Here is a 25,723-nt window from a genome sequence, read left to right on the forward strand (position 1 = left end):
GGACCTTGGCCCGCGAACGACCATAAGAAATAGCAAAACGATTACGGACCGTTGCGGACCGGGCGAGTGACCCACACCGGATTCGTGAAGCCCATGGGCTGGAAGGGCATGAAGGGGAGCACGTCGTCGGCCTTGCGGGCCCCGCGCGCCGCCGCGACGACGAAGTGCGTGCCCGGGGTGAGCGCGAGGGTGATGTCGCTCTCGAAGCGCACCGCGCGCTTCTCGGCCTCGGCGAGCGTGCCGGGCTCGCGGCCTACGCCGGTGGGGCGCGACTCGATGGCTTTGCGGAAGAAGGTGCGCCCGTCCACGACGAGCTCGATGTCGGTGACGTCGACCCAGGGCGCCGCGCGGACGACGACGTGCGCGGTGGTCGACTCGCGCTCGGCGGGCATGGTGACCTCGTCGCCGGGTTTGCCGTTCTCGACCGTGAGCTCGATCACAGGGCCGCTCGTGACGATCGAGCGCCCCGCCTTGATCGCGGCGACCACGGCCTTCGGGTCGGGGGGGTGCCCGGGGGCGCCGCCGGCCGGATCTTCGGTGCGGGCGAGGGTGCGCGGGTACCCGGCCCAGTTGTACTGCACGGTGTGCGAGTCGGAGCTGCCGGTGGCCGCGTACCTGTGCCCGTGCGCGAGGAGCGAGAGCCAGTCTTTGAGGACCGTCTCGACCTGCGCCGGGTTCTGGATCTCGTAGCCGTTGTAGACCTCGATGGTGTCGAAGTCGGAGCGCATGCGCGTGGGGATGACACCCGACTTCGGGTCGAAGCCGACGATGGTGAAGTAGCCAATGCCCTTCGGGAGGCGCGGGTGGTTCACCTGCACGACGCGGGTCGGATCGCCCTTCCGCGCGGCCTCGAACATCTGGCCCGCGCGCACCTGTTTGTAGGGCGGCACCTTCTGGTCGACGGGGTAGGGGAACACGCCGAAGTGGCCGTACCTCGGCCCGAACGTGGTGACCTCGACTCCCGTCACGCTCGTGAAGCGCTTGCCGAGCGAGAGCGCCTGGATGGTCGGCCCGTAGTCTCCGACGAGGTTGTGCTCGGTGGGCACGGCGAACTCGACGCCCGCCGTCACCAAGGTGGTGACGCGGTCCTCGACCGAGACGAGGGAGTCGAAGCTCGGGCGCGCGTGAACGTGCAGATCGCAGCCGATCAAGTGCGGCGTCGGGACGACGTGGCGGAGGGCGAGGTCGACGGTGGTGCGCTTGCCGCTGGTCACGTCGATGGTCTTCGCGTCGATCGTCCACTCGAGCCCGTGGGTCGCCTGGACGCGGTAGCGCCCCTTGGGTACCGGCGTCGTGAGGTCTCCCCCGAGCACGTCGACCAGCGGGCCCGCGCCGGACGCACGAAAGTCGGGCCCGAACGACGGGTCGAGCGTTCCCTCGATGCCGTGGACCCAGAGGCGCGCGGGCACACGCTCTTTCGTGTCCTCGTCGATGACGTGGACCTCGAGCTCGCCGCCGGGGGACATGTCGAGCACGAGCGGCCAGCCCGTGCCGGGGGGGAAGCGCGTGGGGGCGCTCGCCGACGGGCCCTCGCGGGCGTACCACTTGTCGACTGCGGTGGGGGCGAGCACGTCGAACGTGCCCTCGGGGCCGAGCTCCGCTCGCACCTGAGCGCGGCCCGTGTCGTCGACGCCGTAGAGCACCGCGCCCCCGCGTGAGCCGGTGACACGCCCATTCACGCGCGCCACGCGCTGCCCGAGCAGGCGAAAGAGCTGGCCGTAGGTGGCCTCGGGGGTCGCGCCCAGGAACACGACGAGCTCGGTGCGCGCCTTCTTTTTCCCTGTCGCCGCGAGCACGGGCGCCGAGACCTGACCTGCGTCGCCCTCGAGCCCTTCGCCCTCGTCGCGGCGGCTCTCGTCGTCGGGATCGCCGGCGTCGGGGTCGTCGGGGGTGTCGTTGCCGGAGTCGGGGCTCGCGTCGAGGCTCGCGTCGCTGCTCGCGTCTTTGGCCGAGGCGTCCGGCGCGCGGGTCTTGGCGGCCGACGCGTCGAGCTTCGCGCCAGCGTCCTCGGGGGTGGACGCGGGGGTGAGCGCGAGAGGCGCCGCGTTGCGATCGGTCGTCACGACGAGGCGCGCGCGCGCCGCATGAGGGTCGCTGGGCTCGTCGTCGCCGCCGTCGTCGCCGCCGTCGGAGGTGGGGCCCGCGTCGGGGAAGGGGCCCGCGTCGTCGTCGAGGGCGAGGGAGGCGTCCTCGGCGGTCACGGGAGAGGGGGTGGGCTCGAGGGTGATGCGCGCCCCGAACGGCGCCGCGAGGACGAGCGGGTGCGAGGGCCCTCGAAGATGGCCGCGTTCGCGGTCACCGCGTCTCCCGAGACGAGCTCGCCCGAGCCGGGCACCCACACGCTGGAGGCGGGCGTGGTCGCGAGGCGGAGCTCCACCACGTGAGGCGCGAGGCGGTCCGTGTCGAGCACGCGTGCGCGCAAGAGGCCGCGCTCGAGGCGCACCGAGACCTTCACCTTCACGGCGCCTGCGCTCACCTCGACCACGCGCGCCGTCTCGGTGCCCGACGTGGGCCCGGCGAGCGGCCGCACGGTGCCGTCGACGAGCACGGTGGCCTCGAGGGACACCTCGCCGCCGCGCTTCGCGTCGGACACGAGGATGCGCCCGTCGCGGAAATCGAGCTTGTATTTGGCGTCCCCCACGACGACCGCCTCGAGCTCGTGGGGCTCGTCGCTCTTCTTGGGGCGGAGCACGAGCGCGGCGAAGAGCGTGGCGAGCACGACGCCCGCGAGCACCACCTTGTCGACCCCGTCGGCGCGGCGCACCCTCACGGGGCCCCCCCGAGCTCGGCGGCGAGCGGCCCTCCGACGAAGGCCCTTCGTGCGTTCGTGCCCTCGACCCTCAGCGTGACGGTCAGCTCGGGCTCACCCCCGAGGGCCGCCTCGGCGCCTTCGCCCCACTCGACGACGAGCACGGCGCCCTCGTCGCGACGCTCACGGAGCCCGAGCCCCTCGACCTCGGCGAGGAAGCCTTGGGACCTCGGCCCGCCCTCGCGGAGGCGGTAGAGATCGGCGTGCAGCACGAGGCCCACCTTGCACGGGTACTCGGTGACGAGCACGAACGTGGGGCTCGTGACGGCCGTCTCTTCGCCCACGCCGAGCGCGCGGAGGAGGGCGCGTGTGAAGAAGGTCTTCCCGGCGCCGAGGTCGCCGTCGAGGCGCACGAGGTCCCCGGGCCGCAGGCGAGGCGCGACCTTCTCGGCGAGCGCCTTGGTGGCTCGGCGGTTGGGGAGGGCGATCTCGACGGGGGGCTTCGGGGTCACGGGTGTCGGTGGCGAGGGATCGTGGGGCGCGGGCCTACCACGACCTGCCCTCTCGAGCAGCCCGTTGATTTACTCCCGTTAGCCCGTCGCCGCCGCATCCCGACCGCCTTCGTTGCGATCCTGCGGTGCCTGCTCACCTACGAAAGTAGGCTCCGCGGGCTCCTCGGATCGCGCCTTGGCGGGTCGGGCGCGGACAACGACGGGCTTCGGTCCCTAAATCAACGTGCTGCTCCTACTCCGATTCTCGCACGAAGCCGGCCCGGAGGGGGCGCGTTCGAGTGGCTTTTGGACCTACTCCGCGCGCATGGTGGCCATCCTGTTCGGCCGGAACGTGAGGGCCTGGAGGACGACGGGCGGAGCCCCCGGTGGGCGCGTGGTGGCCGCGCGCGCACCTTCCCGGTCCTCGTATTCGAGGCATACCTTCTCGTCCAGGAGGGCGCTCACGCCGGGCGGGTCTCGGATGGTCACGAACACGCCATCGTCGACCGGGCGGACGCGGCGCTCACGAAGCGAGAGCGTATCGAGATCTCGGATCCGTGCGCGGACGGCGACCCCTTCGAAGGAGCCACCGAACCTTTCGAGCCCCGCGGCGCTGCACGCGTCGAACGTGAGCTGCGGCCGAAAGAGCTGCGCCACGCGGACGACGACGGCGCGGCTGCCTGCCCCGTAGCGCGACTCGACGACCGCCGCCTCGGCCTCCGCGAGAGGGAGCTTCTGCGGCAGCACGAAGGCCCCCACGGCGCGGAGCCCGTCGAGCTCCGCGGGGAGCATGGCCGTGTGGAAGGTGCGCCCGTCGAGCTCCATGGTCTCGCGCATGAGCGCGATGAGGAGGGTCTCGTGGGAGCCGCCCTTGGCCTCGGTGACGAGGGGGAGCTCCGCGAGGCCCGAGGTGCGATACCGAATCATGGCGCCGCCGAGGTTCTGGAATACCCAGTACGAGGCGCCCTTCTCGGGGACGAAGGCGGTGGGCAGCTCCCCACCGCGCGAGCGCACGTCGGCGTCGAGCGTGGCATCGGTCGATTCGACGAAGGCGAGGGGGAGCGGGCGCCGCGCGTCGCACGCGAGATCTTCGTAGATCGCGATCCCGCAGGTCGTCACCGGGGGGTTGCGTTCGTCACGCTGGTTCGCCCATTCGCGGGGGCTGAGGGGACGTTCGGGGAAGGCCAGGACGGTGCTCGGGCCGGGGCCATGGGCGCAGGCCATCCCCGTGGGCTTGGGAACGGTCGCGTGGAGGTGGGCCATGGCCGTCTCGCGATCGAGCCGAGTCATGCCGCCGCTCGCGAGGACTTGAAGCGAGCCAGGGACGACCCCCTTCGGCTTCGGCAGGACGTAGACCTTCCCGGCGCGCTTGGGCCACACGCTGACGACCGCCTCCCCACGCGCGGACGTCACGACGACCTGTTCGAGAGGTGCGGTGGGGACGCGAGGGTCCGCCGAGAGCCCCGCGGCGAGCGCGAGCTTCGGGGAGGACAAGGGGAGCGCGAGCGCGACGAGGAGCGCACCGAGGAAGTGGGGAGAGCGTGACATGGGGGATTTCCAAAGAAGGGGCTTCCGCTGTGCACCACGCACGGACGAGGAGGTCGGACACCCGAGACCGACCCGAGCTTGGTGCTCACGGAGCTGCCTTTCGTGGTGGATGTCGGCGCTCAGCCCAGGAGCGTTGCGTGGAATTTTCTCTCGTTCGAGCGTTTTCCGCTTGGCGATGGTGCCGAGACTGCCCGCGCGATCGGGGCTGGCCCCCTCTTCGCTTGTGGGTCAGGCGCTCTTGGCGAGCGCGCGCTCGAGCGCGGTCCGCAGGGCGACGTGATGCCTCCCCAAGAGCCCCCGCTTGACGGCGAGCACGATCGGGTGGCGCCCCTCCTGGCGAGCGAGCTCCCCGATCTCGACGACGCAGAGCTCGCGAGCGAGGTCCTTCGCGACCCTCGAGGGGAGGACCCCGGGGAGGTCTCCCTCGAGGCAGACCCTGGCGGCGACTTCGAACGAGTCGCACGAGAACCGCGGCCGACCGGCGCCGATCGCCGCGAGGAGCCGCGCGTAGTATCCGCGACGCGAGAGGCTCGCGCGTGTGAGACCGACCCACCGCCCCTCGGCCACGGCGGCGCGCGCGACGGCCTCGTCCACACGCCGTGGCCTCACGAGCACGAGCTCTTCGGTGCCCACCTGGAACGCCTCGACGCGTTCGTCCTCGAGGGGGCCGGCCACGGCGACCACGTCGAGCTCCCCGGCCACGAGCGCCCTCACCAGGGTCACCGCGCGGCCTGACACGAGCTCGAGCGTGCCCGGGAGCGCCGCTCGGTCGGCGAAGAGCGCCTGCGTGAGCGAGCGGAGCGCGAGGCTCTCGTACGCCCCGACGCGGAGGACACGAGGGGCCCTCCGCTCCCCCGCGGCTTCGGGGAGGAGACCTTCCAGCACTGCGAGCGCGGGCTCCGCTGCCTCGACGAGCTCGCGCGCGAAGGGCGTGAGGGTGGGCCGGCCCCGCCCGCGCTCGACGAGCGGCCGCCGAAAGAGCCGCTCGAGGGTGTCGATCCGCTCCGAGAGCGTGGACGGCGCGATGCCGAGGAGCTTCGCCGCGTCGCGAAAGCCCTCGGAGGTGGCGAGGGCCCGCAGAGACTCGAGCTTCTCGACGTGCTTCAGGAGCGTCGACACCCCCGCCAATTACCTCACGGCCGCGCCGTCGTCACGTTCGGAGCCGCCGAACGACCCGTTCGCCGAACCCGCGCGTTACCCGCCCGCTCGCTCGCCGTAGAGGTCGGGGCCGCGAAGGGCGGCAAGGAGAACGAAATACGATGATCGACGGCAAACAGACCTCGGGTGCGGCGCTCGTCGCTGCGGTGGCGGCTCTCTTCGCGGTGGCGTGCTCGAGCACGCCCGAGACCACGGCGCAGACCACCCAGGCGCAGAGCGTCAAGTGTGTGGGCATCAACTCCTGCAAAGGCACGAGCGAGTGCCAGAGCGCCGACGGCAAGAGCCAGTGCCAGGGCCAGAACGAGTGCAAGGGCCAAGGGTACGTCACCGTCCCCTCCGAGAAGGAGTGCCGTGACAAGGGCGGCTCCCTCTACTCCGAAGCTGCCGCCCAGAAGGACGGCGGCGCAGGCGCGGACGCGACGCCGAAGACCACGGCCTCGCTCAAGTGCGAGGGCATCAACGGCTGCAAGGGCCAGGGCGGCTGCGCCGGGAACGGCCACGCGTGCCAGGGCAAGAACGAGTGCAAGGGGCAAGGCTGGGTCGCGGTGCCGAGCGAGGCGGACTGCACGGGCAAGGGCGGAAAGATCATCTCCTGACATGGGTACGGTGGGTGTCGGGCTCCGCACGAGCCACTACGATTCATGGCTCTCGGGGCCCGCACGGCCGCCGCCCTACCTCGAGATGATCACGGAGAACGTGCTCGGCCGGGGCGGGAGGCCGCGCGCGGTGCTCGAGGCCGTGCGCGCGCGCTCGGACGTGTTCCTCCACGGCGTCTCGCTCTCGATCGGCGGCCCCGATCCGCTCGACGAGGCGTACCTGCACGACCTCCGGGTCTTGGCGAACGCCATCGACGCGAGGCACGTCTCCGACCACGTGTGTTTCGGCCGGGTAGGGGGCGTGCACGGGCACGACCTCTGGCCGATGCCGCTCACGGAAGAGTCCCTCGAGCACCTCTCGGCCCGGGTCGCGCACGCGCAAGAGAGGCTCGGTCGCCCGCTCGTGCTCGAGAACGTCTCGAGCTACTTGAGGCTCCGCGAGGACGAGATGGGCGAGGCCGAGCTCCTCGCGCGCCTCGCCGAACGAACCGGCGCGAAGCTCTTGCTCGACGTGAACAACGTCGTCGTCTCGGCGAAAAACCATGGCTTCTCGGCCGAGGCGTACGTGAGCACGCTCGCGCCCTCGAGCGTCGCGTACATGCACGTCGCGGGGCACTCGAGGCGAGAGGGCTATCGCTTCGACGACCACGCCAGCATCCCGTGTGACGAGGTCCGCGCGTTGCTCGCGTTCGCGAGGGCGCACGTCGGTGACGTGCCGTGCATCTTCGAGTGGGACGAGAACCTCCCCGATCTCCAGGGCTACTTGGCCGAGGCCGACGCGCTATGAAGCTCGCCGACTACCAGCGGGCCCTCGCGCGCGCCGTGCGTTTCCGCGAGACCCCCGAGGAGCTGTCGCGGGGCGTCCTCGGGGCTGGCTCGCTCTCTCCGGACAGCGCCATCGACGTGTACCGGACCATGTATTGGTATCGGCTCGTCGATGCCCTCTTCGACCTCTTGCCGCGCACGGCCTACCTCCTCGGGAAGCGGAGGTTCACCGAGCTCGTGTGCTCCGCCCTCGCCGACTCTCCCTCGACGTTCTTCGCGCTCGAGCGGCTGGCGGCGCCCGTGTCTCGCTTCCTCGCCGCGCACCCCAAAACGCCACCCCTCACGGCCGACGTGACACGCATCGAGGCCGCGTTCGTCGAGGCCTTGCTCTCGCCGAACGCCGAGGCCCCGCTGCTGTCCCGGGCGCACGTCTCCGACCCGAGCTTCGCCGCGCGCGTAGCGAGGGTGCACCCGAGCGTTCGTCACGTGACCGTGGCGCCGGAGGCGCTCGCGATCTTCGTGGCCGACCCCGCCGAGCCCGAGGTCGACGGCGCCGACAAGGGTGAGCCGCCGTCCCGCGCGGTGCACGTCGTGCTCTCGCGGCCTTCGATGCGCGTGCTCTCTCTCGTGATCGACGACGCCGAGCGCGAGCTCCTCCAGCGGGACGACGTACCGATCGTCTCTTTGATCCAGACCCTCGCCGGGCCCGACGGGGTGCCCGAGCGAGCCTTTTCGCGATTGGCCACGTGGATGAGCCACGGCCTCCTCACCCTCACCGAGATCCCTTCATGAGCCTCCGAGTTTGCATGACTCTCTTCGCCCTCTTCGCCGCGACCTTCGGTGTCGCTGCAGCAGGCTGCGCCGCCGAGACCGAGGACACGACACCCAAGGACCGCACCGCCCCTGGCCCGACGATGCGGCCGGGCGAGCAGTGCCTCTCGTGCCACCGCGCCGGTGGGCAGGCCTCGCGCATCCCGTGGACGGCGGCCGGCACCGTGTTCCGCTCCGCCACCTCGAACGCTGAGGACGGGGTCGAGGGGGCCATCGTCGAGATCGTGGACTCGACGGGCAAGACCGAGCGGCTCACGACGAACGCCGTCGGCAACTTCTACACGGGGACGCCGCTCACGAAGCCGCTCACCATGAGCGTGACCTTCGAGGGGAAGACGGCGAAGATGCCTATCCCGTTGAACGCGGACGGCGCCTGCAACGCCTGCCATTCCCACCCCGACCCGATCGGCGGGGCCATCGGTCGCATTCGAATTCCGTAGTCTCGGCCGAGCCGATCTCCCGGTTGCGGTCGGCCGAGAGCGCGACCCAGGTCCCTTATGGCTGCCCGCCCGCGAGGGGCTCGTCGTGGGGTGCCATTCGAAAAACAAGAGGCCCACGCGGGGGACGCGTGGGCCTCGGGGTGCTGCGGGGTGGGAAGGTCAGGACGCTTCGATCACGCGGCGCGCGACGGGGGCGCCTCGTCGATCCTGTCGCCCTCGGTGGGCTCGGGCGTGATGCCCTTCGGGGCGCGCTGCCGGGCGATGCGCTTGTGGGCGAGCGGGGCGAGGAGCACGCGGTCGAGCGAGGCGCCCTCGAGCAGGGCGTGGGCCTCGACGAGGCGGGCATACTCGCGCAGGGCGTCGATGGCGTCGTTGTAGACCGCGACGTTGTCGTTCGAGGAGCTCTCGACGTGGGCGTCGACGGAGGCCTCACGCGCCATGACGAAGGCGCCGTATGCGGTCTTGGCGGCCTTCATGTGGGGGTTGCAGCCGAGCGTCTGGAGGGCTTTCGCGACCTTCGGGTGAGCGGTGCGCTCGAGCACGCGGCCGCAGGCGACGTCGAGCTCGCTGGCGTCCGAGGTGAGGAAGCCCGTGCCCTCGGGGAAGAGCGCCGCGAGCACGGCGCGGGCGGTGTCACCGACCGAGTCGCCCTCGGGGAGCTGGGCGTGGACCTTGAGGAGGTCGCGGACGGCGGCGAAGGCCTTTCGCAGGGCGACGAGCGGCAGGAAGAGCCCCTCTTGGGCGGGCGCCTCGCTGCCGCCGAGGACAAGTGGATCGTCCTCCTTGGGGATCGAGCGACTGGCCGCGTCGAGGGCTTCGTTGGTGCGCTTCACGCGGACGAGGGCAGCGGCCAAGGTGCGGTGGAGCTTCTTGCCTTTGGCGATGCGGAGGAGGTCGCGGCCAGCGACGAGGGCGTCGTTCACGGTGAAGGCGTGGATGGCGTACGTGCTCATGGTGGTCTCTCTTTCGGAGTGCGCGGGATGGCGGCGTGATTGCCGCGTATCTCGTTCACGCCGGGACAGACCACGCCCGATCGGATTCGTTCCGAAGCACCTTGTCACCCGATCGGCGTACACGGGACATCGAGGCCCGTCTGGCGGCTCCCGTGCCAGCGAGAATGGGCGAATTTCTCGAGGTTTTTGCCATGCCTACCTCGGTGCCAGGTGCCGCACCTTGGTGGGTGAGGTGCGGTGGAAAAAGGGGATTTGGGGTGAAAAAAGCTCCCGGGCGGGCGCGCGTGGATCGGGAGGAGACCCCAAAAATCCCGATCTTTCCCATCTATGGGATGGGACGGGGGGGTATTTGGGTACCCCGCCCTCCCATGGTGGGGATGGGCGAGGGGGGTATTTGGGTACCCCGCCCTCCCATGGTGGGGATGGGCGAGGGGGTGATTTTGGTCTCCTTTTCGCCGGGCGGGGCATGGGACGGGATGCGGACTTCGTGAGCCGGCGCGGGTCGGTGTGGGTGCTCCGGCCGCTCCGACCGCTCTCGCGAGGACGACCGCGAGCTCGCGAGGGCTCCACATGGGGTGCCGGGTTAGCTCCGTCAGCTCCGTCCGCACGTCGAGCACGATGTCTCCCGCTGCTGCCAACGGAGCGCTCGCGGGGCTGTGGATGTGCTCGTGCATCGTCGCGTAGCCGTGCTCCCGAGGCGCTTGGGCCAGTTGTGCCCTGTCTGGGCGGTTCACGTCGCGCGAGCCGTGAGGGGCGAGAGCGCGTCGCATTTGGTTGCTTGCTGCGCGAAGACTCGTCGTTGCCGGAGCGTGTGCTGGTCCTTGCGGGGTGCGAGGATGTGTCAGCGATGTCGTGGCGTAGATGTGTCAGCGATGTCCTGGCACTGGACCGAAATGGACGCCTGCCCGGGCGAAGTACCATAGGCGACGGGTAGTCGGATCCCTTCTCTGGAACCGTCGCTCGCGATGACGTGCTTCACGCTTGACGGTGCTTTCCTCCAATGATCTGCTGTTGGGTATGCCGTTGGTGGAGGTGCCGAATCCCGAAAAGCTCGACACGCTTCGGAAGAAGCCTGCCATCAAAGAAGGGCTCTACGCCTTGTGCTATCGGAACTGCTCTCCAGCCATGATATGCGACAACAATCGTAAGACACCGACGAAGCCCCTGGTTCTGCCGTGGGGAGCGTCGATCAAGTTTGGAAAGTTTCAAGTCGGTTTCGGAAGTCGAATGACGGCCAACGATCATCACTTTCATCGATGTCATGAGAGGCACGAGAGTCGCGATGAATGCTTCCTGGCGTACAATCGTGCGACGCCGCTTCATGTCGACTCGTTCGTACGAGGTTGGGTACTCGACCTTACGGAACAGCCAGGCAAAGCGCGGCGCCAGGAAACGAACGCTTGGATCCATCCGCTGGCGCAGCACCTCGTCGAAAAGAAGGTGCTCGCGCAGTTCGTCCTCCCAGCGAACGCGCCGGAAGGGTATCGACGGCGTGTCGGAAAGACCCGTGCTGGCGAAGCCTACTTCTTGCAGCCGACTGCGCTGACCCCAGCGTTCTGGGAAGAATTCGGCAGAGTCGTACGAGAGACCTCTGAAGCGATACTTCAATAACATCTTGAACACTCTACAGACGCCCCGGAACAGTCGAAAGCGGCGGCGCGTAGCTCGAGCCGGCTGGATCCGCGCTTCTGGCAGACCTACTTGGTATTGATGGTCGTGAGCCCCCCACGTCAGGATAGTCGTCGTCTCGCTCGAAACGTCACCGGCGGCATCGAGGCAGCGAGATGGAACAGCAGCGAGCGTACGCGACTGCTTTCGGAGACGGGGGTGGCCCGGTTGAGCGGCCCACGGTCCTTTACACATCAATCGTGATGCCCGGCTCGATCTCGACCCTCGGCTTGATGGCGGCGTAGACGCCAGGGCCGAACACGGAGACCACGAGGGAGAACTTCATCTCGGCGGTCTTGAGCGCTTTGCGCTGATCCCACCAGCCGAGCACGGGGTAGATCGCGACGAGCTTGTCGCCGACGAGCTCCGACATCTTGCCGCGCCAGCGATCGCTCTGGACGGTTCCTCGGCTTCTCCGCTCGATCCCGACGTCCCAGTTGAACGATTTGGTCTTCTCGATCTTCAGGCGTTTCCCCTCGTCATCGGTTGGGCGGAGCAGCGCGTTGATGCGCTGTTTGAACGCTTCCTGGGACTCCTGCGGTCCCTGCATGTCCCACTTGAGGTCGAGGCCGTGGTACGTGCGCCGCCCGAGCCTGCTCGGCTCGGCGAAGTACGAGAGCGTCACACGCAGCTCGACATCGGGGTCCGCATCGTTGAGCAGGCTCTCGGGAAGCGGGAGCTGGTACAGCTTCACCTTGCGGCGATACTTCGTCTCCGTCGGCTTCGTGGTCGGCCGCTTTGGTGGGGTCTTCTTCGGCTCCTCTTCGGCGATCGCGTTCGGCATCGAGTCCTCGACGACGATCGTGGCGATACCTTGTGCGCACTCCGAGGCGAGGCGCTCGTTGGGCACGCCGTAGCCGCATGCCTGAAGCCGATCGTTCAGGCCGGGGAAGTCCTCGACGATGGCCTTCGTCCAGCTCGCCGACTGGACGATGAGGCCGCGCACCGTCTCGGGGCGCAGGTTCGGTTCGAGCGACCAGATGTGCGCGGAAAGGTGGGCGACGCGCGCGCTCGCCTCGCTCGTCATCGACATCAACCCCACCGGCCTGCCGTACGTGTGGCGGTGGCTCGTCGTGAGCGCCGACAGCGTGGGGACGGCCGAGTCGGTCAGCGATCCAGAGATCGCGAGGTTGCCGCCCTCGAATACCACGTCGGGCTTGATCGGCCACTCGTTTCCGACGAGCCCAGTGCTCGTGTAGGGAGAAATCCCGCCGGGCTTGGTCGCGACGACGCGCGCTTCGGCGTAGACCTCGTCGTTCGGAAGCTCCACGCGCGCCGTGAACGCGCCCACGGTCAGCGCGTTGGACGCCTGCGCGGGCTGGTGGATCTTCTCGGAGAGCTGGAGCTGAGGGTACAGCTCGGCGAGCTTCAACCATTCGGTGTCGCGGGCGTTGCCGGCCGAGACGATCATGAGGCGTCCGAGCCCCTCACGAAACGCGAGCTGGTCGACGGCCTGGCTCCACAGCGTCGGCGCGATGCCATCGAGTGGCGGGTCCTGCATGGACCGCGTCACGGCGAGCACGAAGGCGCGATTGCGAGGGCGTGCGTCCGCATCTTCGGCAGAGCGCACCGCGCGCTCCGTCAGAACTGGCCACTTCTCGCAGTTGTCGTCGTCGGCCGTGCCGTAGCCGGGCGCGATGAGAAGGCGGCTGCTCTGCAGCCAGTGTGAAGCATCGGCGTGTCCACGCTCGATGACCGCCCCCAAGTCGCGATGCAACGCGAGCCCGGCCATCTTCGTGCCATGCCCGTAGGTATCCTCCGGCGAGGGGATCTCGGGGCCCGCTGTCGTCGCGCTCAAGATCGCGGACTTCAGGAGCGGGTGCCCCGTCGCGATGCCCGTGTCGAGCACCACGACGGCGGGTGCGTCCTCGTGCGGCTGACGAAGTGCGAAGCCGGCGATGTCCTTCGTGACGAGATCGTCGAGCAGCTTGAGGTCGCGGAGGGGCTGCGGTGCGAGATCGACCTCGTAGATGCAATCGGTGGCCACACGCAGCTCGTCGAGCTGTCTGCCCGTGAGCCGGATGAAGAAGTAGACCAGCTCGGGACCTTGAAACTCGTCGAGCTTCTGCGGCGCGCCGAGGCGATGGAGCTGACGTGCGATCTGCGCGCGGCTGTTGGCCGTATCTTCGGGGTTGCGGTAGCCGCCTCGGCATCCGACCTCGAGCCAGCAGGCGCGGTCCGCAGGCGGCGCCGCGGCCCGGAGCTGCACGCCGCTCAGGTCGCCGATCTCAGCGAGCCCGATGCTGCCCATCGGGCCGATCGCCTTCTCGCTGCCGCGATGGGTGCTGACCGTACCGTCCTTCTCGGTCTTGGTCGTGACCTTCGAGTCGTCGGCGAAGGCAGCAAGCTTCTTGCGCAGGTATTCGAGGTCCGCGCTCGCCACGTCGAGAACGACGGTGCCCGTGTCCGGCATGACGCCCACGAGGCGCGCGTCGGATCGGGCATCGTCCAGTTGGTCTGGAACGAGCTGGGCGTTCGCCGCCGGCCGAACGGCGACAATCTCGCGCTTCGCGAGCTCGTCACGGGCGTTCTCCGCGCGAGCCTTCACCTGCTGCGCGATGGCGTCGAGTTGCTGGGTCAGCGCGGTGGTGTGCGCGCGCGGATCGAGCGACGGCATCTTCGGTGGATTGCCCCCACCACCTTGAGGCGCTTCATAGGTGTGCACCGAGGTGATCTTCCCTCGAAGGAGAGGGAGCCGCGCGTCGGCCACGGGTCAGCTCCTGGCCGGCACGTTTCGTCGCTTCAGCTCCTCGAGCGCGCGGACGACATCGCGCACCGAGACACCTTCACGATCATCCAACGCCATCGTGCGGACCGCATCGTCGCACGCGCGCGCGACGTCCGCGAAGCTCCAGCCCTCGGCGTGTGCCGCGAGCGTCGCCGCCGCCGCATCGTCGAGGCCTACCGTGGAGAGCCTCAACTTCATCAGCTCGGCGATCTGTTCGCGCGTGGGGATGTCGAACGGCACGATCACGTCGAACCGTCGGAACACGGCCCGGTCGAGCAGCTCGACGTGGTTGGTCGCCGCCACGAGGATGCTGCCGCTCATGTCGGCGTCGACGAGCTGCAGGAACGCGGTGACCACGCGGTTCATCTCGCCTACGTCCTGCGAGTCGCCGCGCGCCTTCGCCACCGAGTCGAACTCGTCGAAGAGGTACACTCCGGGACGGCGCGGCATCTCGGCGAAGATCGCCCGGAGCTGCACGGCAGTCGCTCCGAGGAAGCGGGAGAACAGCGCGTCGAAGCGCACCGTCATCAGCGGCAGACCCATCTCGCCGGCGAGCACAGCCGCGGCGAGCGTCTTTCCGCAGCCTGGGGCGCCGTGGAACAGGAGGCGCCGGCGCGGCTGGACGCCGAAGCGTTCGAGACGCGCGCGCGATCGATTTTCGGAGAGGACGCGCTTGAGCGTCTCCTCGGTCTCCGGGAGCAGGACGATGTCGCGGAGGCGCTCGTCACGGTGGCCGCCCTCGAGGATGTCGGCGAGGTCGCCACGAGGCGCGGCGATGTCTACGACGGGGCCCTGGTGCTTGCGGGACGCCGTCGCGGGCATCTTGGCGACGATCGCGCGGATCTCCTCTGCGACGCGCACGTGCCCGGCGTTGCTCTCGGCCGCCGCAAGTTGCAGCGCAGCCTTGCGGAACGACGATTCGTCGCCCTCCGCGTGGGACTGCAGCAGCAGCTTGAGGATGTCGGCCTTCATGACGCTTTCTGGCTTCTCGAGAGAATCTGGCTCCGTGGCTTCACAACTTCGCGGCGAGGGTACCGCCGGTACCCGCATCGTCGACTTCACCAGAGGCCACCCCCGCTAGCAAAGCCTAGTCAAGCTTGATCAAGGGAACAAGCGACAAGCATGGGCTGGCGTTGGCCCCGGACCTTGCGTCCGGCGCTCGAGCCCGAGCAACGGTCGCCCCGAGCCCGTTGCCTGCAGAACCGCCCCCCCAACCTTCACCAAATCAACTCCGGGCCCAGCCCCCGCAACCTCGCGCGCCCCGTTCGCACAGCTCCCCCAGCGCTTCGCTTGGTTCGTCACGCGGACCTCGCGGTACGTCACGCCGAGGCAGTCGGAACCGGAGCCGCCGGAGGTGCGCGACCGACCGGTTCTTGGAGGGCTCTCTTCTTTCCAGCCTCGACCTCTTTCGAGAAGAGCGGCCCGTCTGCCGTACGGTACGCCTGTGCCGGGTGGGCCGGGTCCGGAGGGCGGCGCTTGAGTCGCGCCTCGCGCACCACCGGCCCGAGATGGTCCTCGACCAATGACGCGGGGTCGCGGCCGAGCACGCTCGCGAGCTCTAGGGGGGCCACGCGCGCCGAGAGGAGCCTGACGATCGCCTCCCTGAGCCTGTTGCTCCTGTGCTTTTTCCCGAGCCCAGCGACAAGGGAACGCTCCAGCTCCGAGAGCTCCCCCCATCCGAGACCGAGCTCCCCCCATTCCGGCTGCCTGAACGGAATGCACGAAAGCCTCGCAACATGCCTCGGATTATTCACCACGACGACCCGATTGACCAGGTGACTCACTCGTGATCCTCTGCCGGGATGCCTCGGCGCGCGCATCCCTCGTTCTCGCTGCCCTTCCTGCTGCTCATGGCCCTCTCCGTCGCGCTCTCGGCGTGCGGTGGGTGCAGCGACGAGACGTCACCTCCAGGCGCCGACCCCGACGGGGGCGTGAACGTGCCGCCGCCGCCCGGGGAAGGCGGGCCGTGGGTCGATCCGTGCGCGGCGCCTCCCATCGACGGCACGGCCGGGGTGTCGTTCGCGGACGCTATCCGATTCTTGACCGAGGGCGCGTGCTCGCAGCAGCTCGGGGTCGACAAGGCGTACCTCGACGCGACGCGCGTCTCCGTCGTGCGAGGGCGCGTGCTCGACGAGGCGGGCGCGCCCGTCGTGGGCGCGAAGGTACGGGCTCCGAGCGAGGCCAAGCTCGGCGAAAGCAAGACGGACGGCGAGGGGCGGTTCAGCTTCGTGGTGCTCGGGGCGGGCTCGACGCGGCTTCGCTTCGATGCGCCCGGGAAGCTGCTCGCGCACAGAACCGCGTCGCCGCGCCCGAACCGGTTCGCCGTGCTCGAAGACGTGGTGCTCGTCGCGCCCTCGGCCAAAGGCACCCCGGTCGCGTTCGGCTCCGCGGAGTGGCAGGTCGCCTCGGGGGAGACGTCGCGGGACGAGAGCGATCCGCGCACGGCCGTGGTGCTCGTGCCACCGGGTACGCGGGCCGAGGTCGTGAAGGCGAGCGGCGACAAAACGCCCCTCGAACGGGGCACGTTGCGCGTCACCGAATACACACGTGGCAGCCGAGGCCCTTCGGCGATGCCTGGCGAGCTGCCTCCGGCGAGCGCGTACACCTACGCGTCCGCGTTTGCGATCGACGAGGCGGGCGTCGACACACGCGTCGCCTTCAGCGCGCCCGTGGTCACCTACGTCGACAACTTCCTCCACATGAAGGTCGGAGCCCCGGTGCCCGCGGGGGTGCTGGAGGATGGTGACTCCGGTTGGAAGGCCGAGGCCTCGGGCCGCATCGTCGCCGTGCTCCCTGGGCCTTCTCTCGACACCGACGGTGACGGCCAGGCCGACGGCGCCGACGCGCTCGCCGCCGCTGGCATCACGCCCGGGGAGATCGCGGCCCTCGCGAAGGCGGGAGTCGTCCCCGGCAAGAGCTACTTGCGTGTCCCTATGGCCCACTTCTCCGCGTGGGACCTCAACTGGGCCTTTGGCCCGCCCCTCGACTCCATCTTCCCCCCGGATGGTGACGGCAAGGGGGGCCCGGGCATTCCGTGCATCGGCTCGGGTGGCTCGTGGTTCGAGTGCGAGAAGCGCACCCTCGCCGAGGACTTGCCGCTCGTCGGCACGAACGTGTTCCTCCACTACCACTCGGACCGCATGCCGGGCCGCAAGGACGCACGTACGCTCACCGTGCCGGTGACGGGCGCGACCGTGCCGCCCACGGCGAAGCGCGCCGAGGTGAGCGTGACGGTGCTCGGCGTGACCGAGACGAAGACGTTCGCGCCGCTGACCCCGAACCTCACCCACACCTTCACCTGGAACGGCAAAGACGCCTACGGGCGCGATTGGCCCGGGCAGACGGTCGCCGAGGTGCGGGTGGGCCTCGTGTACGACGGTGTCTACCAGAACGTGCGCACCTTCGGCGCCTACGGCGACGGAGAGGCCGTCACCGGCGACAAGACGCGCCAAGAGGTCGGCCTCCGTCGCGGATACGAGGTCCCGATCGGCGCGCGTGATCAGACCGCGCTCGGGCTGGGGGGCTGGTCGCTCTCGGCGCACCACGTCTACGATCCCGCGGGGCGCGTGCTCTACCGCGGGGACGGGACGACGCGCTACGCCGCGGACATCGGCGCCACGTTGCGCATCCTCGCCGGGAGCGGGCGCTTCGGTGGCGCTGGCGATGGCGGACCGCCGCTCGCCGCCGACCTCGCCTCGCCGGACGGCGTGGCCGTGGACGCGAAGGGGACGGTGTACGTCTCCGAGAGCATCGGGTACCGAATCCGCAAGATCGAGGGCGGCGTCATCTCCACCTTCGCGGGGACGGGGACACAAGGCCACACGGGGGACGGCGGGCCCGCGACGATGGCAACGATCGACACGCCGCGTGGCGTGATCGTGCGCCGGGACGGGCGCGTGTGTTTCGCCGAGCAGTACGGCGACAGCGTGCGTTGTGTCGGCCGCGACGGCGTGATCCGGACGATCCTGGGCGGTGGGGCCAAGCCGATCACGATCGATCCTCAGCTCGCGACCGAGGTCACGGTCTCGCGACCGACCGCGCTCGCCGAGGGCCCGGACGGGAGCCTCTACGTCACGGCCGAGGGCACGAGCACCGTGGTGCGGCTCGACCCGGGCGGACGTGTCGAGCTCGCCGTCGGCGGTGGCATGGAGATCGGCGAGGCCGTGCCGGCGCGGAGGACCTCTCTGCTCTTGCCGCGTGGCCTCGCCGTGGGCCCCGACGGGACGCTCTTCATCGCCGAGCAGGGGAGAAATCGCGTGAGGCGCGTCGACCCGTCGGGTCTCGTGTCGACGCTCGCGGGAGCAGGGGACGCGGGCAGCACGGGCGACGGTGGGCCCGCCGAGAGCGCGACGTTTCGCGGTCCGACCGCGCTCGCGGTCGACGCCGAGGGCGCGGTGTTCGTCTCCGACCAGGGCAACCTGCGCATCCGACGTGTGGAGCGTGGGAGGGTTCAGGCGTACGCGGGGGGCGGCGATCGACCTGGTCTCGAGGGCTCGGCCGGGCGCCTGACGTCCCTCTCGACGCGCACGCTCGCGCTGGGCCCCGACGGCACGCTCTACGCGACGGAGGAGTCGCAGAACCGCGTCGTCACGCTCAAGTCGCCGTTCCCCGGCACGAGCCCTGGCGAGACGCTCATCCCCGACGAATCGGGCGCCACGGTGGACGTGTTCGACGTGAAGGGGCGCCACCTTCGCACGCTCGACGCGCTCACCGGCACGCCGATCGTGACGTTCTCGTACGACGCCGCGGGCCGCCTCGTGAAGGTGGAAGACCGACACCAGAACGCGCTCACCGTCACGCGGGACGGGAGCGGGCGCGCGACGACGATCACGGCGCCCTTCGGGCAGGTCACTACCCTCGGGTACGACGCGGCGGGCCTCCTCGCGACGGTGACCGACGCCATCGGGCGCAAAGAGCAGCTCGAGTACGCGCCGGGCGGGCTGCTCACGAAGCGTGTCGACATGGGCGGTGGTGTTCACACGATGTCGTACGACGCCGAGGGCAGGCTGCTCACGGACGCCGACGCCGAGAACCGCCGCTTCGCATTCTCTCAAGAGGCGGCCTCGGGTGGCACGAAGGTCGACGTGACGACGGGGCTCATGCGGCGTGAGTCGCACGTGTTTCGTGCGGGCCCCGGCGTCGACGAGGTGCGGAGCCTCGTCGATCGCGACGGGACGACCGTGGCGTGGACGATCGCCAAGTCGGGGCGCACGAAGGCCACGCTGCCCGACGGGACCGAGGTCGAGATCGTGCCGGAGGCCGACCCTCGCCTCGGAATGCTCGCGCCGTACGCGGCGCGGCACGTCGTGAGGTTCCCGAGCGGTCTCACGCGCACGGTGGAGAGCACGTGGAGCGCGAACGTCGACGCGGCGGGCGCGGTGATCGGGCTCTCCGGCGAGCGGCGCACACCCGATGGCGTGACGCGCATGGTGTACGACGGCGCGAGCCGCACCTGGACGACGACGACGCCCGCGGGCCGCACGCTGACGGCCACACTCGACGCCGAGGGGCGCCTCGTCAGGTCGCAGCTCCCCGGCTTCGTCGCGACGGATCGTGTGTACGACACCCGCAGTCGGCTCGCCTCGGCGACCACGGGAGCGCGCCGCACGACGCTCGGGTACGGTGCCGCCGGAGCGGTCGCGAGTGTCGAGGACCCGCTCGGGCGGCGGCTCGGGATCGAGCGCGACGGGGCCCTGCGCGCGACGGGGCTCGTGCACACCGATGGCGCGAAGAGCGCCTACGCGTACAGCCCCATGGACGACCTCACGCAGGTGACGCCGCCTGGCAAGGGCGCCCACGTGCTCACGTACGGGAAGGACGGCCAGCTCGCGTCGTACGTGGCCCCAGGGGCGAGCCCCATCGTGGTGGGGTACGACGGCGACCGCGACCTCGGGAAGGTGACGTACGAGGACGGCACCGCGACCGACGTGGTGCGCGACGCCGCGGGCAGGCCGTCACGGCTCGTGTACGCCGGTGGAGAGGTCGCGTTCGCGTACGACGCCGCGAGCGGGAAGCTGCGCACGTTGACGACGACCTCGGGGCAAGGCCTCGCGTTCGGGTGGGACGGGGCGCTCCTGCGCGACGTGACGGCGACCGGTGTCGCGCCGGGGACGATGGCGAGCACGTACGACACGATGCTCCGGCAGGCGACGGAGAGCGCCTCGGGCAACGTGGTCTCGTTCGCGTACGACGTGGACGGCCTCCTGACGCGCGCGGGCCCGGTGTTCCTCACGCGAGAGCCGGCGAGCGGGCGCCTCGCGAGCTTGAGCGTCGGCCTCGCCGGGGAGACGTTCGGCTACACGGGCTACGGAGAGCTCTCGAGCTACCAGGCGCGGAGCGCGAGTGGCGTGCTGCTCGACATGGCGCTCGCCTACGACGCGCTCGGCCGCCTCACGGAGAAGCGCGAGAACGGCGTGACGACCACCTACGCGTACGACGCGCGTGGCCGCCTCGCGCGTGTGTCGAAGAACGGCACGGCGACGCACGTGTACACGTACGACGGGAACGGGAACCGTACGGACAGCGGCATCACGGCGGACGGCCGTGACCGCGTGACGTCGAAGGCGGGTGCAAGCTACACGTACACGGGGAAGGGCGAGCGCGCGACGAAGACGGAGGGGGCGAGCGTCACCCGGTACGGGTACGACGGGCGTGGGCACCTCGCGAGCGCGGAGCTCCCGAGCGGGATCCGCGTGGAGTACGAGCTCGACGCGTACGGGCGCCGCGTGGCGAAGCGTCGCAGCGGGACGGTAGAGAACCGGTATTTGTACAGGAGCGCGCTGCAGCCTGCGGCGGAGGTGGACGCGGCGGGCAACGTGCTGACGCGGTACGTGTACGCGCGAGGGGAGCTCGGGCCGGACCTGATGGAGCGCGGGGGCGCGACGTACGCGCTATTGAAGGACGAGCGCGGCAGCGTGCGGTTCGTGGTGGACGTGTTCAGCGGGGTCGTCGCGCAGGCGCTCGAGTACGACCCGTTCGGGAAGGTGGTGACGGACACGAACCCTGGCTTCCAGCCGTTCGGGTTCGTGGGTGCGATACACGACCCGGACACGGGCCTCGTGCACCTGGGGGCGCGCGAGTACGACCCGGAGACCGGAGCGTTCACGCGACGCGACCCGAGCGGCCTCGAGGGAGGCGAGAACCAGTACGCGTACGCCGGGGGAGATCCGGTCAACTACTGGGACCCGGACGGGAACTTCGTCGCGGCGGTGGTGGTGGGAGCGGCTGCGGGAGCCGCGGTCGGAGGCGCGGAGGGCGCGGTCTTCGGCGCAGCCGACGAGGTGATGGATCAGGCGTTCGACCCCGGGAGGACGGGGTTCGATTGCGGGGCGATTCGGTCGGCCGCGGGCCGCGGGGCTGCGGCGGGGGCTGCGGCCGGGGCCGTTGCGGGGGCGGTGGGGGCGGCGGCCGCACGGAGCGGCCCGCCGATCAAGCCGGGCACCTCGGGAGGCCCAACCGCGGGAAACCGCTTCTCCCAGGGGGTTCGAGAACGAGCGTTCGCCGAGAATCCGACCAAGACATGCGTGTTCTGTCTGCGAGAGGGCACCGGCACCCAGGTCGATCACGCGACCGCTCGTGCGAACGGAGGAAATGCGACACTAGACAACGCTCAGGTTGCGTGTCCACACTGCAACGCTTCCAAGGGGGCCGGTCAGTACCCGAAGACGCCTCCGCCTGGATACGAGGGGCCATGGCCGCCTTCCCACTGGAAGCCGTAGTGATGACCATGGCATCCGAGATCGCTACACACGACGCCCCCATCTGGCAGGATAGGGCCAACTTCATCATCTTCGCGGACCTGTCGTCCGCCGGAATGCCAGGCCGGTGGGAGCAGCTCTGGGCACGCCAACTAGGCGAGGCAGAGTTCGAGCTCTGCTGCATCCCATACTTCACGTACTCCCTAGCCCTAGGCGATAGGGTTCGCACCCAGCCCTCGGGTGGAAGGCGCTACGTGGTCGCGGAGGTCCACGCCAGAAGCGGTCGGCGTGTGGTACGGCTCTGGTTGAAGGAGGCGCAGGCGCGAGGGAGAGAATGCATCCTCCGACATCTGGAGTCCTCGTCTCCTCTGCACGAGTGGAGCTCCGACAACCTGCTCGCGATCGACGTGCCTTCAGGTGGCCCTGACCCCGTGCTCTCAGCGCTTCTGGCGGAGCTGCCGAACCTTGGTGTCGACGTGGAGTGGGCCGACTGATCCTCGGTGGCTAGCCGTTCGGTTTCGTGGGGGCGACACACGACGCGGAACCGGCCTCGTGCACCTGGGCCGGGGGAGTGCGCCCCGGAGACGCGGGCGTTCACGCGACGAGACCCGAGCGGCCTCGAGGGAGGCGAGGAGAGCGTACGCCGGGGGAGCCCCGTCAACTACTAGACCCGTCGTCGGCATGCTACGCTGACAAGAGGGCGGCATGGAGTCGGACAGGCGATGAAGGCACCGGATGGAAGAGACCCCTGAGTTTAGAGGCCGAATCATAGAAGTGCTCGAGCTCATTTCCGACCCGGAGGCTCAGCTGGAGTACGAGAATCGGGCTCCATTCGTAGATGTTGCTGCCGAGTTGTTCAATCAGTGGGACGAGTCCTATCACCCAACGGACCGTTGTTTTCTTGGTCAGTTTGGTCCCGGTGAGCTCGCGGCCCTTGAGGTGTTTGCAGGGGTCGTCGATGAAGTTGCCGCTGCTACCCCCGCACAGTTGCCCCCGTTGGGTGAATTCATCAAGACGAAGCACTGGGAGCGTCTTGTGTCTGGTGCACGAGTCGCACTGGGCATGGTCGCGCCCCATGGTGCCCGGAGGGTCGAACGCGTCGCCGAGCGGGTGGCGGCAAGACGGATCCCTCCAGCCTAGGTGCAAGGACTACCATAGGCCGCTCCACCGAAAGTAGTCATGTCGGACGACCGAGAAACACGCCGCGAGAGAGCTCTCGCGCTCATCCGTCGAAACATAGAAACACACGGCTTCCACGTGTACTTGGTGAAGGGCGGTCTCTCGCCTCGATTTGCGTACACCATTGGGCTTTCGGAGCGTTTTGGCGCGGAGCTCGTCTTCGCAGGGGACGCGCTCTGCGACGCCTCGGACGTGCATCGGGCGATTGCGGCTTGCGCGGAGCGCGCCTTCGTCCTCGGTGACCGCATCGACGTTCCTCACCTGGGGTCCGTCTCGGCGGGGCCCGTTCTTCCGGAATGGAGCACCGAGCTCGTCCTCGGCGCCATGGACTACCTCCAGCGGAGCACGGTCGCCTGCGTCCAGATTGTGCCGGACTCCACCAGGACGATAGACGTACCCTCACTGGGCCTTCCGAGGGACCGATCGCCATGCTGGAAGTGGCTCTCGAGCCCTTGCCCGTACCGTCTCTCGGACGGCGACGTGGCCGTCACGAACCGCCGCGCGCTCCTCGGCGATGCCGTCACCGAAGCCGTACGTTGGGAGACCGATCAGTGGGAAGCGTTCTCTTGCTCGGCGGAAGACGTGCAGAAGGAAGACATGCGCGTCGTGCCCCTGGCGACGCTCGTCGCGGCCGACGAAAGCCTGGCGCCTGCGGTCGAGTTGGAGATCGGAAAGGGAATGCGACGCACGGGATTGACGTCCAGGTGGGAAGCCTGGGGTAACTAACGCTCCCCCTGACGTTCGCTGTCGTGCCGGCATGGATCCTGAGGGCGTGGGCCTCGTGGCCTGCCCCTGGGCGCTCGGAGGCGCGGGGCCAAGGGGCCCTCGTCGCTCTCGGCCGGCCTATCTGCGATCGCGGGTGAGCGCGAAGCCTTGCAGCAGAGGAGCCCGAGAACAGCCGTTGTGGGGTACCGTAAAGCGCTCCCGATCCCATGAGACAGCTCCTCACGATTCCAAAGGTCACTTTGGCCACCGTGCTTCGGGAGTACGACGCCGAGGACGACGACATTCGAAGCGTCCTCGTGGATCTCACGGACCACTGGGAGAGTCAGGGCGCGCGCATGGCCGTGCACGTCCCCGGCCGCGATCTTTGCACGGCGACGGACTTCGCCATCCTTCTCGAGCAGGCGCCTCGGGCGCTCGCCACGCTTTCACGCGGGCAGGTGTTCACGATCTCGATGTACGAACAGACGGCGATGCTCGACCTCGACCTGACCCCTCGTGGAGCGCAGGTGCGCCTCACGGCGCGCGCGTGGGGCGCGGCCGAGCCCCTGCATGCGGCGTTGCCATCGTCGGTGGTGGTCGAAGACTTGAAGAACGCTATCGCGACCGTGGACCGAGCCGCGGCGCCGGTCGCACCGATGGTTCGCGGTTGGATCCGAGCATGGCAGGCGGGGCACGTCGTCTAATGCCCGTGGAAGGCGATGAGATCCTCGAGCACCTGGAAGGCTACCTCGGACCGCTCTCGTCCGGGGTAGAACCCCCAGACGACCTGACGGGCGTGGAGGGCGTACAGGTGCTCGTGTTTCGCGAGGTCCCAGAGCTGCCCGACGTGGCGGCCTACGTGACGCTCGGCTTCTCACGGAATCACGACGTGCGCCAAGAGCTGCTCCTCGTCACTGATGCGAGCCAAAGGTCGCCCTGGGCGGCCATCCTGTTCGACCTCGTCGCCGAGCGTCGAGCGCGGAACGCGTTCTTCGAGCGCGGTGAAGCTGTAGGTCCGCGTGGATCGGTTGTCGGAAGCGCAACGGCGCAAGGGTTCATCGCGTTCGACCCGCTGTTCCTGCCCGATGCTTTCGCCACACTCCGGTTGCATTCCGGCGCGGACCTTCGTTTCGTGTGGCTCGTCCCCTCTACAGAGCGCGAGCTCGCGTTCGTTCGCGCAAACGGCGTGGAGCGGTGGGTCGACGCGATGGACGCCGTCGCGGACGAGGTCGACCTCTTCGACATGTTTCGAGCTGACATCCCGCTCCCCTCGTGATCCGGGCGTGCCACGGCATTGGGTGCCGAGCGCTCATCGCGGTGCGGCGCCGCGTGCGCAGATGCGCCTCCCCCTGGCCGCTCGGAGGGTGCGCGGAGTGAAGGCCTGCCGCGGGGGCCGCGGCGGGTGCGGTCGGCGGAGCCATCGCGGGCGGAATTGGGGCAGGCAAGGGCGGCGGGCGTGGAAAGAACCGGCTGACACCGGACCCTGCCGCCCAAGGACCTCACTCGACGTTCAAACGCGGCCCCAACGGGCAAATCTCGAATTATGCTACGTACGAGTCGAACCCGAAGAATCCATCGGGTTTTGACCTCGGCAAGCGCGTCGATGTGACAGGCTCGCCCCACCGGAATCCGAATGGTACTCAAGTCCCTACTCCCCACGTTCACGAGAGCGGCACCAACGGAGCTCGGCCGGCCCGTCCCGACGAGCTGCCATGAATGAGCTCGTCCTGCTCCAGGAGTGGTTCGCCGCTCAGTGCGACGGTGACTGGGAGCACGGTGACGGCGTTCGTATCGAGTCGCTCGACAACCCCGGCTGGCTCGTCACGATCGATCTGGGGCGGTCCGCTGCTCTTGAAGAAGACACCGTCCTCGTGCGAGCACGGAGGAGTGAGCACGACTGGGTCGATGCCGAAGTGCGCGGGGGCGCCTTCGTCGGCGCGGGCGGGCCGGGAAACCTGACGGAGATTCTGCGGGTCTTCCTTGCGCATGTGGGTTCGCTCGCGCACGCTTCGTCCTGACCTCGCAAGCCAGCGCTCGACCCTGCGGTCGGCAATCCCATCGAGGGCGGGCCGTGCGCAAACTGCGGCCAGCCCGTGGACATCGGCAATTCACGCGGGCATCATGTCGTTCGCCCTTCGGATGGTGGAAGAACGGTGCCCTCCAACCACGCCGAGGTGTGCGTAGAGTGCCACGTCGAAGTGCATAGGTGACTCAC

The 25,723-nt window shown here is 69.3% G+C and carries 22 protein-coding genes; 12 read left to right on the top strand and 10 right to left on the bottom strand.

What is annotated here, in order from left to right; translation table 11 throughout:
- Positions 1-41 precede the first annotated feature (41 nt).
- The 5 genes from IPK71_11095 to IPK71_11115 form a co-directional block, all read right to left on the bottom strand.
- Positions 42-2,201, bottom strand: coding sequence for a PHP domain-containing protein (locus IPK71_11095; protein ID MBK8214283.1), 2,160 nt, complete (start codon positions 2,199-2,201; stop codon positions 42-44).
- Positions 2,198-2,770, bottom strand: a complete 573-nt coding sequence (locus IPK71_11100; GenBank protein ID MBK8214284.1) for a hypothetical protein — start codon at positions 2,768-2,770, stop codon at positions 2,198-2,200. Before IPK71_11100 ends, IPK71_11095 begins: the two co-directional genes overlap by 4 nt.
- Positions 2,767-3,261, bottom strand: coding sequence for a tRNA (adenosine(37)-N6)-threonylcarbamoyltransferase complex ATPase subunit type 1 TsaE (tsaE, locus tag IPK71_11105; protein MBK8214285.1), 495 nt, complete (start codon positions 3,259-3,261; stop codon positions 2,767-2,769). Before tsaE ends, IPK71_11100 begins: the two co-directional genes overlap by 4 nt.
- 291 nt (positions 3,262-3,552) lie before the next feature.
- Positions 3,553-4,788, bottom strand: coding sequence for a hypothetical protein (locus IPK71_11110; protein ID MBK8214286.1), 1,236 nt, complete (start codon positions 4,786-4,788; stop codon positions 3,553-3,555).
- 228 nt (positions 4,789-5,016) lie between these two features.
- Positions 5,017-5,907, bottom strand: a complete 891-nt coding sequence (locus tag IPK71_11115) for a LysR family transcriptional regulator (protein ID MBK8214287.1) — start codon at positions 5,905-5,907, stop codon at positions 5,017-5,019.
- A gap of 140 nt (positions 5,908-6,047) precedes the next feature.
- Here IPK71_11115 and IPK71_11120 point away from each other — a divergent pair, with 140 nt between their 5' ends.
- Genes IPK71_11120 through IPK71_11135 form a run of 4 tightly spaced genes read left to right on the top strand, consistent with a single transcriptional unit; the run spans position 6,048 to position 8,578 of the window.
- Positions 6,048-6,542, top strand: coding sequence for a hypothetical protein (locus IPK71_11120; protein MBK8214288.1), 495 nt, complete (start codon positions 6,048-6,050; stop codon positions 6,540-6,542).
- Between the two features lies 1 nt (position 6,543).
- On the top strand, positions 6,544-7,329 hold the full coding sequence (locus tag IPK71_11125) for a DUF692 domain-containing protein (protein MBK8214289.1): 786 nt from the start codon (positions 6,544-6,546) through the stop codon (positions 7,327-7,329).
- A complete protein-coding gene (locus IPK71_11130) occupies positions 7,326-8,099 on the top strand; it encodes a putative DNA-binding domain-containing protein (GenBank protein ID MBK8214290.1) in 774 nt (257 codons plus the stop codon). The genes IPK71_11125 and IPK71_11130 overlap by 4 nt, the downstream gene beginning before the upstream one ends.
- Complete coding sequence (locus IPK71_11135; protein MBK8214291.1) at positions 8,096-8,578, top strand: hypothetical protein; 483 nt, start codon at positions 8,096-8,098, stop codon at positions 8,576-8,578. Before IPK71_11130 ends, IPK71_11135 begins: the two co-directional genes overlap by 4 nt.
- A 173-nt stretch (positions 8,579-8,751) precedes the next feature.
- Here IPK71_11135 and IPK71_11140 read toward each other — a convergent pair whose 3' ends face one another.
- The 5 genes from IPK71_11140 to IPK71_11160 form a co-directional block, all read right to left on the bottom strand.
- Positions 8,752-9,531, bottom strand: a complete 780-nt coding sequence (locus IPK71_11140; protein ID MBK8214292.1) for a hypothetical protein — start codon at positions 9,529-9,531, stop codon at positions 8,752-8,754.
- Positions 9,532-10,506: 975 nt separating this feature from the next.
- Complete coding sequence (locus tag IPK71_11145; GenBank protein MBK8214293.1) at positions 10,507-11,145, bottom strand: hypothetical protein; 639 nt, start codon at positions 11,143-11,145, stop codon at positions 10,507-10,509.
- A 241-nt stretch (positions 11,146-11,386) separates the two neighbouring features.
- Positions 11,387-13,909 (bottom strand): S8 family peptidase, encoded by a 2,523-nt coding sequence (locus tag IPK71_11150; protein ID MBK8214294.1) that lies wholly within the window; start codon positions 13,907-13,909, stop codon positions 11,387-11,389.
- Positions 13,910-13,912: 3 nt separating this feature from the next.
- Positions 13,913-14,899: an ATP-binding protein gene (locus IPK71_11155; GenBank protein ID MBK8214295.1), complete on the bottom strand. Its 987-nt coding sequence runs from the start codon at positions 14,897-14,899 to the stop codon at positions 13,913-13,915.
- A gap of 347 nt (positions 14,900-15,246) precedes the next feature.
- On the bottom strand, positions 15,247-15,711 hold the full coding sequence (locus IPK71_11160) for a hypothetical protein (protein MBK8214296.1): 465 nt from the start codon (positions 15,709-15,711) through the stop codon (positions 15,247-15,249).
- 18 nt (positions 15,712-15,729) lie between these two features.
- On the opposite strand from IPK71_11160, the gene IPK71_11165 reads away from it, so the two are divergent.
- From IPK71_11165 to IPK71_11200, 8 genes are all read left to right on the top strand, one after another.
- Positions 15,730-21,645 carry a carboxypeptidase regulatory-like domain-containing protein gene (locus tag IPK71_11165; protein MBK8214297.1) on the top strand — a complete coding sequence of 1,972 codons (5,916 nt, stop codon included), beginning with the start codon at positions 15,730-15,732 and terminating at the stop codon, positions 21,643-21,645.
- Positions 21,618-22,118, top strand: coding sequence for a DUF4265 domain-containing protein (locus tag IPK71_11170; protein ID MBK8214298.1), 501 nt, complete (start codon positions 21,618-21,620; stop codon positions 22,116-22,118). Before IPK71_11165 ends, IPK71_11170 begins: the two co-directional genes overlap by 28 nt.
- 685 nt (positions 22,119-22,803) lie before the next feature.
- Positions 22,804-23,529: a DUF4262 domain-containing protein gene (locus tag IPK71_11175; GenBank protein MBK8214299.1), complete on the top strand. Its 726-nt coding sequence runs from the start codon at positions 22,804-22,806 to the stop codon at positions 23,527-23,529.
- A gap of 206 nt (positions 23,530-23,735) precedes the next feature.
- Positions 23,736-24,212, top strand: coding sequence for a hypothetical protein (locus tag IPK71_11180; protein ID MBK8214300.1), 477 nt, complete (start codon positions 23,736-23,738; stop codon positions 24,210-24,212).
- Positions 24,188-24,784, top strand: a complete 597-nt coding sequence (locus IPK71_11185; protein MBK8214301.1) for a suppressor of fused domain protein — start codon at positions 24,188-24,190, stop codon at positions 24,782-24,784. The genes IPK71_11180 and IPK71_11185 overlap by 25 nt, the downstream gene beginning before the upstream one ends.
- A gap of 143 nt (positions 24,785-24,927) precedes the next feature.
- Positions 24,928-25,224 (top strand): hypothetical protein, encoded by a 297-nt coding sequence (locus IPK71_11190; protein MBK8214302.1) that lies wholly within the window; start codon positions 24,928-24,930, stop codon positions 25,222-25,224.
- On the top strand, positions 25,221-25,526 hold the full coding sequence (locus IPK71_11195; GenBank protein ID MBK8214303.1) for an immunity 53 family protein: 306 nt from the start codon (positions 25,221-25,223) through the stop codon (positions 25,524-25,526). The genes IPK71_11190 and IPK71_11195 overlap by 4 nt, the downstream gene beginning before the upstream one ends.
- 75 nt (positions 25,527-25,601) lie before the next feature.
- On the top strand, positions 25,602-25,718 hold the full coding sequence (locus IPK71_11200; GenBank protein ID MBK8214304.1) for an HNH endonuclease: 117 nt from the start codon (positions 25,602-25,604) through the stop codon (positions 25,716-25,718).
- Positions 25,719-25,723: the final 5 nt, after the last annotated feature.

The organism is Myxococcales bacterium (assembly GCA_016712525.1).
In the GTDB taxonomy this organism is placed as follows: Bacteria; Myxococcota_A; Polyangia; order Polyangiales; family Polyangiaceae; genus JAAFHV01.